This window comes from Magnetospirillum sp. UT-4 (assembly GCF_902729435.1).
Taxonomy (GTDB): Bacteria; Pseudomonadota; Alphaproteobacteria; order Rhodospirillales; family Magnetospirillaceae; genus Magnetospirillum.
This window is the reverse complement of the sequence record NZ_LR746521.1, coordinates 104,278-117,497: the sequence shown is the minus strand read 5'-3', so window position 1 is coordinate 117,497 and position 13,220 is coordinate 104,278. Positions and strand designations below refer to the sequence as shown.

At 70.8% G+C, this 13,220-nt stretch carries 14 protein-coding genes; 11 read left to right on the top strand and 3 right to left on the bottom strand.

Annotation, left to right across the window (positions count from 1 at the left end):
- Positions 1-60: 60 nt before the first annotated feature.
- Positions 61-699, top strand: coding sequence for a peptide-methionine (S)-S-oxide reductase MsrA (gene msrA / locus MTBUT4_RS15755; RefSeq protein WP_173980644.1), 639 nt, complete (start codon positions 61-63; stop codon positions 697-699).
- 171 nt (positions 700-870) lie between these two features.
- On the opposite strand, the gene MTBUT4_RS15750 is transcribed toward msrA, so the two are convergent.
- Together MTBUT4_RS15750 and MTBUT4_RS15745 are read right to left on the bottom strand one after the other, a co-directional pair.
- Positions 871-2,007 carry a divergent polysaccharide deacetylase family protein gene (locus MTBUT4_RS15750; protein ID WP_173980643.1) on the bottom strand — a complete coding sequence of 379 codons (1,137 nt, stop codon included), beginning with the start codon at positions 2,005-2,007 and terminating at the stop codon, positions 871-873.
- Between the two features lie 80 nt (positions 2,008-2,087).
- Positions 2,088-4,493 carry a heavy metal translocating P-type ATPase gene (locus tag MTBUT4_RS15745; protein WP_305792117.1) on the bottom strand — a complete coding sequence of 802 codons (2,406 nt, stop codon included), beginning with the start codon at positions 4,491-4,493 and terminating at the stop codon, positions 2,088-2,090.
- Between the two features lie 183 nt (positions 4,494-4,676).
- On the opposite strand from MTBUT4_RS15745, the gene MTBUT4_RS15740 reads away from it, so the two are divergent.
- From MTBUT4_RS15740 to MTBUT4_RS15700, 9 genes are all read left to right on the top strand, one after another.
- Positions 4,677-5,564 carry a methyl-accepting chemotaxis protein gene (locus MTBUT4_RS15740; protein WP_173980642.1) on the top strand — a complete coding sequence of 296 codons (888 nt, stop codon included), beginning with the start codon at positions 4,677-4,679 and terminating at the stop codon, positions 5,562-5,564.
- 80 nt (positions 5,565-5,644) lie between these two features.
- Positions 5,645-6,235 (top strand): aminodeoxychorismate/anthranilate synthase component II, encoded by a 591-nt coding sequence (locus MTBUT4_RS15735; RefSeq protein ID WP_173980641.1) that lies wholly within the window; start codon positions 5,645-5,647, stop codon positions 6,233-6,235.
- On the top strand, positions 6,235-7,299 hold the full coding sequence (trpD, locus tag MTBUT4_RS15730) for an anthranilate phosphoribosyltransferase (RefSeq protein WP_173980640.1): 1,065 nt from the start codon (positions 6,235-6,237) through the stop codon (positions 7,297-7,299). The genes MTBUT4_RS15735 and trpD overlap by 1 nt, the downstream gene beginning before the upstream one ends.
- The gene (gene trpC, locus MTBUT4_RS15725; RefSeq protein ID WP_173980639.1) at positions 7,296-8,111 is read left to right on the top strand and encodes an indole-3-glycerol phosphate synthase TrpC; all 816 of its coding nucleotides are present in this window, start codon (positions 7,296-7,298) and stop codon (positions 8,109-8,111) included. The genes trpD and trpC overlap by 4 nt, the downstream gene beginning before the upstream one ends.
- Positions 8,111-8,587 (top strand): cyclic pyranopterin monophosphate synthase MoaC, encoded by a 477-nt coding sequence (gene moaC, locus MTBUT4_RS15720; protein ID WP_173980638.1) that lies wholly within the window; start codon positions 8,111-8,113, stop codon positions 8,585-8,587. The genes trpC and moaC overlap by 1 nt, the downstream gene beginning before the upstream one ends.
- Positions 8,587-9,789 (top strand): gephyrin-like molybdotransferase Glp, encoded by a 1,203-nt coding sequence (glp, locus tag MTBUT4_RS15715; RefSeq protein ID WP_173980637.1) that lies wholly within the window; start codon positions 8,587-8,589, stop codon positions 9,787-9,789. The genes moaC and glp overlap by 1 nt, the downstream gene beginning before the upstream one ends.
- 102 nt (positions 9,790-9,891) lie before the next feature.
- Positions 9,892-10,599, top strand: coding sequence for a transcriptional repressor LexA (gene lexA / locus MTBUT4_RS15710; RefSeq protein WP_173980636.1), 708 nt, complete (start codon positions 9,892-9,894; stop codon positions 10,597-10,599).
- Positions 10,600-10,621: 22 nt separating this feature from the next.
- A complete protein-coding gene (locus MTBUT4_RS15705) occupies positions 10,622-10,825 on the top strand; it encodes a hypothetical protein (RefSeq protein ID WP_173980635.1) in 204 nt (67 codons plus the stop codon).
- A 22-nt stretch (positions 10,826-10,847) separates the two neighbouring features.
- A complete protein-coding gene (locus tag MTBUT4_RS15700; protein ID WP_173980634.1) occupies positions 10,848-11,315 on the top strand; it encodes a RidA family protein in 468 nt (155 codons plus the stop codon).
- 37 nt (positions 11,316-11,352) lie between these two features.
- On the opposite strand, the gene MTBUT4_RS15695 is transcribed toward MTBUT4_RS15700, so the two are convergent.
- Entirely contained in the window at positions 11,353-12,573 is a 1,221-nt protein-coding gene (locus MTBUT4_RS15695; protein WP_371738020.1) for a diguanylate cyclase, read from the bottom strand.
- Positions 12,574-12,752: 179 nt separating this feature from the next.
- Here MTBUT4_RS15695 and paaI point away from each other — a divergent pair, with 179 nt between their 5' ends.
- Positions 12,753-13,220, top strand: coding sequence for a hydroxyphenylacetyl-CoA thioesterase PaaI (paaI, locus tag MTBUT4_RS15690; protein WP_173980633.1), 468 nt, complete (start codon positions 12,753-12,755; stop codon positions 13,218-13,220).

Below are 13,220 nucleotides of genomic sequence, written 5' to 3'. Positions count from 1 at the left end.
CCGGGGGCTGGCGCGAAGGGGCACGAAGGCTTATCTCCTTCTGGAACCCGGGAGGATCCCATGGCGCTGTTCGGCTTTTCCAGGACCCGCATGCCCAGTCCCGACGAGGCCCCGCCCGGCCGCGCCGATGCCATGCCGGTGCCCGACCGCCACGCGGTGCTGGGCACGCCCTTGCTGCCGCCCTTCCCGCCCGGCAGCGAGTTGGCCATGTTCGGCATGGGCTGCTTCTGGGGGGCCGAGAAGCTGTTCTGGACCCGGCCCGGGGTATTGGTCACCGCGGTCGGCTACGGTGGCGGCTTCACCCCCAACGCCACCTACCAGGAGGTCTGCTCCGGCCGCACCGGCCACAACGAGTTGGTGCTGGTCGCCTTCGACCCCAAGGCGGTCTCATACGAATCGCTGCTGCGGCTGTTCTGGCAGGGTCACGACCCCACCCAGGGCATGCGCCAGGGCAACGACATCGGCACCCAGTACCGCTCGGGCCTCTACGTGTTCTCGCCCGAGCAGCGCGCCGCCGCCGAGGAAACCCGCCAGGCCTACGGGCACCGGCTGGCGGCCGAGGGCTACGGCCCGGTCACCACCGAGATCCTGGACGCCCCCGACTTCTATTACGCCGAGGCCTACCACCAGCAATACCTGGCCAAGAACCCCGGCGGCTATTGCGGCCTGGGCGGCACCGGGGTGCGCTTCGCGGGCTAGCAGGGTGCGGAAAAACTCGGTTTGCCACCCTCTGACCCGTCACCCCCGCGAAGGCGGGGGTCCATGTTGGGGCAATGCGGAGAGCTTGCCGCAATATATAGTGCGCTGAGGCATAGATTCCCGCCTGCGCGGGAATGACGGAAGAAAAATGGGGGATTTTTCCGCATCCGGCTAGGGCTGCGTCACCGCCCCGGCCTTGATGATGGCGGTGACCGGAACCAGGGTCAGGCCGCGCGCCTCCAGCCCGGGCAGCCATTGGGCCAGCGCCTCGATGGTGGCGTCGTGGGGATGGCCGATGACGATGGCGGCGCCGTGCTTGCGGGCATGGGCCTCGGCCTTGTTCAGCTGCACCCTCACCGAGCCCAGGCTGGGGTCGTTGTCGATGAACACGTGGCGGGCGGCGAAGGGCACGCCGTAGCGCTTCGCCAGCTCGGGCGCCACGCTCTTCTCGGTGGTGACGGAATCGAGGAACAGCAGGCCGCGGCGCTTCAGCTCCTCCATCACCACCCGCATGCCGACGCGGTCGGCGGTGAAGCGCGAGCCCATGTGATTGTTGATGCCGACGAAACCGTCGAAGCGGTTCATGCCCCAGTTCAGGCGGCGCCGGTTCTCCTCGGGATTGGCCTCGACCTCGAGCACGTCGGGACCGGGATCGTAGGCCTGCCCCTGCGGCTGCATCGGCACGTGCAGCATCAGCTCGTGGCCGCGCTGGCGGGCCGACGCGGTGGCCTGCGCCAGGTTGGTGGCATAGGTGAGGTAGGACAGGGTCAGCGGCGGACGCAAGGCCGCCACCCGCTCGCTGCGCTTGCGATCGACGCCGAGATCGTCGATCACCACCGCGATCATCGGCCGGCCGGCCACCTTGGGCGCCGGCACGGCATGACGCAGCCATGCCGGCGTGTCGGGCAGTCCCGGAACCACCGGAGGCTGAGGCAGGATCAGCGGCAGCGCGGCGGTCTCGGCCTCGGCCGGCGCCTCGGCCTCGGGGCCGATCTCGGCGCCGTCATCGGCGGGACCGCCGGGGCGCGGCGGCGGCACCGGCACCACCGGCTCGACCAGGCCGGCCTCGGCGGGGCCGGGCGGCGGCAATTCGCGCTGGGCCGGCCGTTCCACCGCCAGCTCGGCCTCCTCCCAGCTCTGGCGGGCCTGCTGCTCGGCGCGGTTGGCCAGGATGGCGACGCCCACCGCCGCCCCGACGCCGATGCCGACCAGCAGCACCGCCACCATCAGCACCGGCGCCACCCACGGCCGGTCGATCAGCCGGTTCCTGGGCTCAAGCAGCAATCGCCTGATCTCGCGCCGCGACACCCCCGCCTACCTCCCCATACCGGACAGGCGGTTATACCGATGAACTTTCGGCAGGGACAAGGGACAACGGTGGTTTGGGATCACTCCCGCCAGCGACGCAGCAGCAGCGAATTGGACACCACGGTCACCGAGCTGAAGGCCATGGCAGCACCGGCGATCACCGGGGTGAGCAGGCCCAAGGCCGCCGCCGGGATCGCCACCACGTTGTAGAAGAACGCCCAGAACAGGTTCTGGCGGATCTTGCGGTAGGTGGCGCGCGAGATGGACAGCGCCGCCGGCAGCAGCGCCGGATCGCCCTTGACCAGGGTGATGCCCGCCGCCTGCATGGCCACGTCGGTGCCGGTGCCCATGGCGATGCCGATGTCGGCGGCGGCCAAAGCGGGGGCGTCGTTGACGCCGTCGCCCACCATCGCCACCGTGACGCCGTCCGCCTTCAGCCGCGCCACCTCGGCGGCCTTGTCGCCGGGCAGCACCTCGGCGATGACCCGCGCGATGCCGATCTCGTCCGCCACCGCGCGGGCGGCGCGGGCATTGTCGCCGGTCAGCATCACCGACTCGACCCCCAGGGCGGCCAGGGCGGCGACCGCCCGCGCCGCCCCCGGCTTGACCGGATCGGCGACGGCGACGAAGCCGAGCACGGCGCCATCCTCGGCCGCGGCCCACATCACCGTGCGGCCCTTTTCCTCCTCGGCGGTCGCCGCCGCCGCGAAGGCGGTAAGATCGACGCCACTCTCGGCCATCAGACGGGGCGAACCGATCAGCAGCCGCCGCCCCTCGACGGTGGCGGCGAGGCCGCGGCCGGGCGAGGCGGTGAAGTCCGCGACCGGGGCCGGCGTCACCCCCCGCGCCGCCGCCTCGGCCAGCACCGCGCGGGCGAGCGGATGCTCGCTGCCCTGCTGGGCCGAGGCGACCAGCCGCAGCAGGTCGCCGTCGCCGGCCAAGGCGGTCACCGCCGGGCGCCCCTCGGTCAGGGTGCCGGTCTTGTCGAACACCACCACGCCGACCCGGTGCGCGCGCTCCAGCGCCTCGGCGTCCTTGATCAGGATGCCGTGGCGGGCGGCCACGCCGGTGCCCACCATCAGCCCGGTCGGAGTGGCGAGACCGAGGGCGCAGGGGCAGGCGATCACCAGCACCGACACCGCCGCCACGAACCCGGTCTGCGGGTCGCCGGCCAGCAGCCACCAGGCCAGGAAGGTCAGCGCCGCGATGGACGCCACCACCGGCACGAACACCGCCGAGATGCGGTCCACCAGCCGCTGCACCGGCGCCTTCGAGGCCTGCGCCCCCTGGACCATGCGGATGATGCGGGCGATGGTGCTTTCCGCCCCCACCCGCACGGCCCGCACCCGCAGCAGCCCGTCGCCGTTGACCGCCCCGGCGATCACCTCGTCGCCCGGGGCCTTGGCCACCGGCAGGCTCTCGCCGGTGACCAGGGATTCGTCGGCCTGGCTGAGGCCCTCGACCACCACGCCGTCCACCGGCATGCGCTCGCCGGGGCGGACCACCGCCACGTCGCCGGGAGCCACCGCCTCGGCCGGGATTTCGACCAGGCGGCCGTCGCGCTCGATCCGGGCGACGTCGGGGCGCAGCTTCATCAGGGCGCGGATGGCCCCGGCGGCCGAGCGCTTGGCCCGGGTCTCCAGCAGCTTGCCCAGCAGCACCAGGGTGATGACCACCGCGGCGCCCTCGAAATACAGGGTGCCGTGGCCGCCATGACCGGCCAGCAGCGCCCAGGCCGACAGGAAATAGGCGGCCGAGGTGCCAAGGGCGACCAGCACGTCCATGTTGCCCGCCCCGCCCTTCAGCGAGGTCCAGGCGCCACGGTAGAAACGGGCGCCGATCCAGAACTGCACCGGCGTCGCCAGCGCCATCTGCGCCCAGGCCGGCACCGACCACCAGCCCAGGCCCAGCATCTCGAACCCCATGCCCAGCACCAGCGGCAGGGTGAGGGCGGCGGAAATCCCCAGCCGGGTGGTCTGGCGGGCGAGGTCGCGGGCGTGCTCCTCCTCCTCGCGGGTGGCGTGGTCGGCATGATCGGTGATCAGCCGCGCGGTGAAGCCGGCCTTGTCCACCGCCGCCACCAGATCGGCGGCGGACAGGGTGCCGGCGGGCGCCACCACCCGGGCCTGCTCGGTGGCCAGGTTCACTTCCGCCGCCGTCACCCCGGGCACCCGGGCGAGGACCTTCTCGAGCCGGGTCGAGCAGGCGGCGCAGGTCATGCCGCCGATGGCCAGGCGGACCTCCGCCTCGGGCACCGAGAAGCCGGCGCGCGCCACCGCCTCGGCCAGCTGCGCGGCGTCGGTGCGGGCGGGATCGAAGCGGATGTCGGCCTGCTCGCCGGCCAGCGACACGCTGGCCGCGGCGACGCCCTCGACCTTGCCCAGAACCTTCTCCAGGCGGGTCGAACAGGCGGCGCAGGTCATTCCGCGGACCGGCAGGCTGACCGCGCCCATCCTCTGGTCGCCCATCCTCTGGTCGATCGTCATATCACGCACTCCACCCCTTAAGCCGAAGGGATAAAAAACCATACCCTTATATAAGAATTCTTCACTATTTGTGCGTTGCAGCGTGCAAATTTACTTTTCCCGCCTGGAACATGGGGCATAATCCAGGGCAATTGAAGACCCGGACGGGGACCGGGCGTGTTCGACACGCGAGGGAGGTTGCCGATGCCCGTCGGGCATGAATCAGAGGAGGGCCGCGACCAGGCGGCCTTTGCCAAGGCGATTGTGGAACGGCTGGGCGCCTTCCGCCAGGAAGCCGGCGAGATCGCCACCAGCATCGAGGACGTCAGCCATTTCCTGGCCGACCAGATGTCGGTCTTCAACCGTCTGAGCGACGTCGCCAACGAGATGAGCGGCGCCATCGCCGGCATCGACAGCGCCGCCAAGGAAACCGACGAGGTCTCCAGCGACGCCGCCGCGCGGTCCGGTCAGTCGCTGGCCACCGTCGAGAACGCCATCGCCGGCATCCGCCGGCTCGCCGATTCGGTGCGCGCCATCCAGGAGCGGCTGGGCGAGCTGGACACCCACCTGGCCAGCGTCGGCACCAGTTCCAAGGACATCCAGGTGATCGCCAAGCTGACCAACCTGCTGGCGCTCAACGCCACCATCGAATCCCAGCGCGCCGGCGAGGCCGGCAAGGGATTCGCGGTGGTCGCCAACGAGGTGAAGAGCCTGGCCCGCAAGGCCAGCGACGTCACCCTGGGCATCGAATCGGCGGTGGACACCCTGACCAACCGGGTGGGCGAATTGATGGTGTCGACCGGCGACACCGCCGCGACCGCCAGCAGCGTCTCGGAAGGCGTCGGCTTCATCTCCACCACCATCCAGGATTTCGACCGGGCACTCGAGCAGATCCATTCCAGGGTCGAGGAGATCTCCGAGGCGGCCAGCGACGGCCGCACCCAGTGCGAGGACGTGATCGACTACATCGACACCTTCATGATCAGCCTGTCCACCACCGGCGAGACCCTGGAGGACGCCCGGACGCGCATCGCGCACCTGGTCGGCCAGGCGGCCGACGCCTTCGCTTTCGCCGCCGGGGGCAAGGCCTGACGGCGTTGCGCCCCGCGCGTTCTTGACCTGGACCGCGGGGCGCTTCATTCTGCGCCCCTGACGAATTCCGGGGCGGGCCGATGTTCCTGCTGATCGATAATTACGACAGTTTCACCTACAACCTGTGGCACTACCTGGGCGAACTGGGCGCCAAGGTCGAGGTGCGGCGCAACGACGCGCTGACCGTGGCCGAGGCGCTGGCCATGGGACCCGAGGGCATCGTGCTGTCGCCGGGCCCCTGCGACCCCGACCGCGCCGGCATCTGCCTCGACCTGATCCGCGAGGGCGCCGGAAAAGTTCCCCTGTTCGGCGTCTGCCTGGGCGAGCAGGCCATGGGCCAGGCCTTCGGCGGCCGCGTGGTGCGGGCGCCCGAGCCCAAGCACGGCAAGGTCGACGACATCTTCCACGACGGCACCGGCTGCTTCGCCGGCCTGCCCTCGCCGTTCCGCGCCACCCGCTACCACTCGCTGGTGGTCGAGCGGGCCACCCTGCCCGACTGCCTGCACGTCTCGGCCTGGAGCGCCGACGGCCTGATCATGGGCCTGGCGCACAAGGAACTGCCGGTGTGGGGGGTGCAGTTCCACCCCGAGAGCATCGAGACCGAACACGGGCACAAGCTGCTCGGCAATTTCGTCGAGCTGTGCCGCACCGCCAAGGGACACGCCGCCTGATGACCGCCCCCGCCGCCGCACCCGCGCCCGCCACCCTGGCACTGATGAAGGAGGTCCTGGGCCGGGTCGCCATCGGCCACCCCATGTCCGAGGCGCAGGCCGAGGAGGTGTTCGAGATCATCATGTCGGGCGACGCCACCCCGGCCCAGATCGGCGGCCTGCTGATGGCGCTCCGGGTGCGCGGCGAGACCGTCGAGGAGATCACCGGCGCCGCCCGCATCATGCGCGCCAAGGCGCTGCACATGGAGGCGCCCGAGGGCGCCATCGACACCTGCGGCACCGGTGGCGACGGCTCGGGCACCTTCAACATCTCCACCGCCGCCGCCTTCGTGGTGGCCGGGGCCGGCGTGCCGGTGGCCAAGCACGGCAACCGCGCCCTGTCGTCCAAGTCGGGCTCGGCCGACGTGCTGGCCGCCCTCGGGGTCAAGGTCGATTGCGACATGGCGCTGGTGAAGGACTGCCTGTGGCAGAACCGCATCGGCTTCCTGATGGCGCCGCGCCACCACAACGCCATGCGCCACGTCGCCGGCCCCCGCGTCGAGCTGGGCACGCGGACCATCTTCAACCTGCTGGGGCCGCTGTCCAATCCCGCCGGCACCCGGCGCCAGGTGGTGGGCGTGTTCGCCCGCCAGTGGGTGGAACCGATGGCCGAGGTGCTGGGCCGCCTGGGCGCCGAGCGGGCCTGGGTGGTGCACGGCCTCGACGGGCTGGACGAGCTGACCACCACGGCGCCGTCGCTGGTCGCCGAATGGAAGGACGGCAAGGTCCACAGCTTCGAGGTGCGACCCGAGGATGCCGGGCTGACCCGCGCCGATCCCGCCCGCCTGAAGGGCGGCGACGCCGCCACCAACGCGGCGGCGCTGAAGGATCTGCTGGGCGGCGCCAAAGGCGCCTACCGCGACATCGTGGTGCTGAACGCCGCCGCCGCCCTGGTGGTGGCGGGCAAGGCCGGGGACCTGCTGGAGGGCGCCGGCCTGGCCGCCGCCGCCATCGATGGCGGCGCCGCCCTGGGCGTGCTGCAGCGCATGGTCGAGATCACCAACCGCGAGGGCGCCAGCGCATGACCGCCACCATCCTGGACCGCATCTGCGCCGAAAAGCGCCACCAGGTCGCCGAACAGAAGAGCCGCCGCCCCATCCAGGAACTGCTGAAGCGGGCGCAGGACCAGGCGCCGCCGCGCGGTTTCGCGGCGGCCTTGACCCGCAAGGTCGAGGCCGGCGGCATCGGCCTGATCGCCGAGATCAAGAAGGCGTCGCCCTCGGCCGGAGTGATCCGCAAGGACTTCAACCCGTCGCAGCTGGCACGGGCCTATTTCCACGGCGGCGCCGCCTGCCTGTCGGTGCTGACCGACCAGAAGTTCTTCCAGGGCTCCGACGCCGATCTCGGCGAGGCCCGGTCGACGGTGGAGCTGCCGGTGATCCGCAAGGATTTCATGGTCGATCCCTACCAGGTGGTGGAATCCCGCGCGCTGGGCGCCGATTGCATCCTGCTCATCGTCGGCGCCCTGCCCGATGCCGACCTGTCCAACATGGAGGACATCGCGCTGGGCTACGGCATGGACGTGCTGATCGAGGTCCATGACGAGGCCGAGCTGGAGCGGGCTTGCAGGCTGAAATCGCCGCTGATCGGCATCAACAACCGCGACCTCCGGGTCATGAAGACCGACCTCGGCACCACCGAGCGGCTGGCGCCGCTGGTGCCCGCCGGGCGCGACATCGTGTGCGAGAGCGGCATCGATTCGCCGGTGGACGTCAAGCGCATGATCGCCGCCGGGGCGAAGCGCTTCCTCATCGGCGAGGCACTGATGAAGCGCCCCGACGTGGAGATGGCGACCCGGGTGCTGATCGCCGGGTGCGGCCTGGAGCCCAAGGCCTGATGGCCGGGCTCACCCATTTCGACGCCGCCGGCAACGCGGTGATGGTGGACGTCTCGGACAAGGCCGAAAGCGAACGGGTGGCCACCGCCCGCGGCGCGGTGCTGATGGCGCCGGAAACCCTGGCGCTGATCCAGGCCGGCGGGCTCAAGAAGGGCGACGTGCTGGCGGTGGCGCAGCTGGCCGGCATCATGGGCGCCAAGCGCACCCCCGACCTGATCCCGCTGTGCCATCCGCTGGCCTTGACCGCCGTCAATGTGGAGTTGACGCTGGCCCCCGACCGTAACGCCGTGGACATCGAGGCCACCTGCCGGCTGAAGGGCCGCACCGGGGTCGAGATGGAGGCGTTGACGGCGGTGTCGGTGGCGGCGCTGACGGTCTACGACATGGTCAAGGCGGTGGACAAGTCGATGCGCATCACCGACATCCGCCTTGTCCACAAGTCTGGTGGAAAATCCGGTACTTACGAGGCGACGTAATGATTGCGGTGGAAGTTGCGCGGGCGCGTGTCCTGGCCGGTCTCAAGCCCCTTCCGGCCGAACAGGTGGCGCTGCCCGACGCCCTCGGGCGGGTGCTGGCGGCCGACATCGCCGCCCGCATCGACAATCCCCCGGTGGCGGTCTCGGCCATGGACGGCTATGCCCTGCGCGCCGCCGACCTCGCCGCCGCCCCGGCGACGCTGACGGTCACCGGCGAGTCCGCCGCCGGCCGCGCCGCCACGGTGGCGGTGGGACCGGGCGAGGCGGTGCGCATCTTCACCGGCGCCCCGGTTCCGGCCGGTGCCGACACCGTGGTGATCCAGGAGGACACCAGCCGCGACGGCGACCGCGTCACCGTCGCCGCTACCCAGGCCGCCGGCCGCCACATCCGCGCCGCCGGTGCCGACTTCGCCACCGGACAGCCGCTGCTGACCGCCGGCACCCTGGTCGGCGCCCGCCATCTCGGCCTCGCCGCCGCCATGAACATCCCGTGGCTGCCGGTGCGGCGGCGTCCGCGCGTCGCGGTGATCTCCACCGGCGACGAAATCGTCATGCCCGGCGAGCCCCTGGCCGGGACCCAGATCGTCTCCTCCAACGGCCCCGCCTTGTGCGCCCTGATCGCCGGCTGCGGGGGCCAGCCCGTCCACCTGGGCATCGCCCGCGACAGCAGGGACTCCTTGTCCGCCATGGTCGCCGCCGCCGCCGGCTGCGACCTGCTGGTGACCTCGGGCGGGGCCTCGGTGGGCGATTACGACCTGGTCCGCGACGTGCTTTCCGAACAGGGGCTCGAGCTGGACTTCTGGAAAATCGCCATGCGCCCCGGCAAGCCGCTGATGTTCGGCCGCCTGAAGCATGTGCCGGTGCTGGGCCTGCCCGGCAACCCGGTGTCCGCCATGGTCGGCGCCTACCTGTTCCTGGTGCCCATGCTGAACGCCCTGTCCGGGCTGGCCGCCGAAACGCCCCTGGCCAGCGCCATCCTGGGGGCGGCGGTGGGTGCCAACGACGCCCGCCAGGACCATCTCCGCGCCACCCTGTCGCGCGACGCCGGCGGCGCCCTGGTCGCCACGCCGCTGGCCTTTCAGGATTCCGCCGCGCTGTCGGGGCTGGCCGCCGCCGGCTGCCTGATCGTCCGCCCGCCCCATGCGCCGCCGGCGAAGGCCGGCGAATGCGTTCCGGTGCTGCCGCTGGCGCCGCACTGGTAAGGTGCGGCGTTTTTTCCCCTTGACGGGGCCTGGGAACAGGCATAGAACACAGGACAGAGTTTAGGCTTTGTTCCGGTATCCGGACGCGGGGAGACCTTCACCATGCTGACTCGCAAGCAGTACGAACTGCTGATGTTCATCGACCAGCGCCTGCGGGCGACCGGCATCTCGCCGTCGTTCGACGAGATGAAGGACGCCCTCGACCTCAAGTCCAAGTCGGGCATCCACCGCCTGATCACCGGGCTCGAGGAACGCGGCTTCATCCGCCGCCTCGCCCACCGCGCCCGGGCGCTGGAGGTGATGAAGCTGCCCGAGAACGTGGGCGACCTGCCGCTGCCGGCCTCGGCCAAGTTCTCCCCCACCGTCATCAAGGGCAACTTTGCCCAGAACGCCCTGGCCGGGGCCGCCCAGGTGGCCGGAGCCGCCGACGCGGTGTCGCTGCCGCTGTACGGCAAGATCGCCGCCGGCACTCCCATCGAGGCGCTGCGCGACCATTCCTCCACCGTCGAGGTGCCCTCGGCCCTGCTCGGCTCGGGCGAACATTACGCCCTGACGGTCGAAGGCGATTCCATGATCGATGCCGGCATCCTCGACGGCGACACCGTGCTGATCCGCCGCTGCGACGGCGCCGATGCCGGCACCATCGTGGTGGCGCTGGTGGACGAGATGGAAGTGACGCTGAAGCGGCTGCGCCGCAAGGGCGCCTCCATCGCGCTGGAGCCGGCCAACAAGAAGTACGAGACCCGCATCTTTCCGCCCGACCGCGTGCGGGTGCAGGGCCGCCTGGTCGGCCTGATGCGGACCTACTGACCCCTTCGCCAGAGGCCTTCCCATGTCCCTCGCCGCCCGCCTCAGCTTCGCCTTCACCGCCGACGGCCGCGCCGCCCAGGACCGCGCCGACATGAGCGTCACCTATGTCGGGCGCATCAACCGCAAGCAGGCCGAGGCCGACGCCCGGCGCCGCTTCGAGGAATGGCGCAGCCTGGCCAACCCGCTGGCGCGGCGCTGGGCGAGCAACCAGATCGTGGTGAGCTGACCTTTCACCGCAGGAGAGCATCATGGCGTCCCGCACCGAAGCCCGCCTGGCCGAACTGGGCATCGCCCTGCCGGTCCCCGCCGCCGCCGTCGCCAATTACGTTCCCTACGTGCGCACCGGGGCGCTGGTGTTCGTCTCCGGCCAGTTGCCGCTGGAGGGCGGCAAGCCGGTGGTGCTGGGCCGTCTGGGCGCCGAACTGGCCGTCGAGGACGGGGTGCGGGCCGCCCGCCTGTGCGGCCTCAACCTGCTGGCCCAGGCCCGGGCCGCCTGCGGCGGCGACCTCGACCGGGTGCGCCGGGTGGTGCGGCTGACCGCCTTCGTCGCCTGCACCCCCGACTTCACCGACCAGCCCAAGGTGGTCAACGGCGCCTCCGACCTGATGGTCGAGGTGCTGGGCGATGCCGGCCGCCACGCCCGCGTCGCCGTCGGCGCCCCCTCGCTGCCGCTGAACGTCGCGGTGGAGATCGAAGGGGTGTTCGAGGTCGAGTGACCGGCGCGGATTAACGGAATTCAGGGGAACTCCGCGGCTACTCCGCCTCTGCCGCGTGAGCCGGCGGCGGCGGGGCGGTTTCGTCGGTCCAGGCGATCAGCTTGTCGCCGATGCCGACCACCCGGTCCTTGCCGGTCTGCTTGGCCAGGTACATGCGCTGGTCGGCGCGCTCGACCAGGTCGGTCCATTGCTGCGATTCATCGACGATGCGCTCGGCCAGGCCGATGGAGGCGGTGACCGGCTTGCCGTCGGGACGGATGCCCAGGCCGCTCTCCCGCAGGCGTTCGATGGCGATGCGCGCGCCCTCGGAATCGGTGTTGGGCATCACCGCCAGGAATTCCTCGCCGCCCCAGCGGATCAGGATGTCGCCGCGGCGCAGCACCTTGCGCAACGCCGCCGAGGCCGAACGCAGGGCGTTGTCGCCCTCCTCGTGGCCGTAGCGGTCGTTGATGGACTTGAAATTGTCGAGGTCGACGAAGGCGAAGGACAGCGGCTGCCGGGCGCGTGCCGCGGTGACGTATTGCTGCACCACCATTTCCTCGCCGACACGGCGATTGTAGGCGCGGGTGAGGCCGTCATGGGAGGACTGGTCGACCAGCTGGCTCATGAAGTGCAGCTGCGACATGCCGGCCAGGGTCGCCACCACCGCCAGCAGCAGCAGCAGCCACTGGGCGCCCAGGTGCGAGGCGAAGGGCAGCAGTTGGTAGCCCAGCAGGCCGGTGAGCAGGTAGGCGATCAGCAGCGGCAGCGACAGCGCCGCGCCCTCGATGGCGGTGATGGGGAAGACCGCCAGCCCGGCCACCATGACGAAGGGCAGGAAGGCGTAGCCGGCGGCGATCACCTGCTGGGCCGGGTCGGTGACCGCGAACTGGGCCAGCAAGGGATGGCTGATCAGGAAGAAGACGGTGGGAATGGCCAGCAGCCAGACCAGGCCCCAGCGCGCCACCAACATGCTGTCGGCGCCGCGATAGGACAGGCAGAGCAGCACGAAGGCGATGGAGGCCAGCACCCGCAGCGCCGCCAGGTACATGCCCAGCGCGGTATCGAAGATGATGAGGTCGACCGGAATCCACAGCGGCGTCAGCACCGCGAAGGTCACGCCGACCAGACGCACGCGCGACAGGATCAGCAGCGAGCGGCGGCGCTGGACGAAGGCCGACTGGCGCGACGGAATGAGCAGGTCGACGATCTCGGCCATGGTCATGCCGGCGAACACGACCGCCAGAATTTTCGTCAATGCTTCGCGCAGGAAACCCACCTGAACCCCACCCCGGTATCCGATACGATACTGCCCATACGGACGGTAGCGGCGCGGCGGTCCGCTGGCAAGGCATTTGACACCCGGGTGCGGCACGTTCGGGTGACCGCGACGCTGCGGTTGCGCCAGACCGCCTCGGTCGGTATCACCGATGCTGGCGACCACAGCGGAGAAGCGCCATGAGCGAACAGTCACAGGCCCAGGCCCATGTCCAGGCCCTGGCCCTGGCCCAGCGCGTGGGCAGGGCGATGATGGAGAAGGATGCCAGCTCCCGCTTCCTCGGGGTCTGCCTGGACGAGATCCGTCCCGGCTACGCCCGCATGTCCATGACGGTGACGGCGGAGATGCTGAACGGTCTGGGCCTGTGCCACGGCGGCTTCACCTACAAGCTGGCCGACGACGCCTTCGCCTATGCCTGCAACTCCTACAACCGCAATGCCGTGGCGCTGTCGTGCTCGATCACCTATCCGGCGGCGGCGCGGCTGGGCGACCGCCTCACCGCCGAATGTGTCGAGCGTCACCGCAAGGGCCGCAACGGCACCTACGACGTCGAGGTGACGCGCCAGGACGGCGAAGTGGTGGGCCTGTTCCGCGGCCATTGCCGCATCATCGACGGGCACACCCTGCCCGACGATCAGCATCGCTGA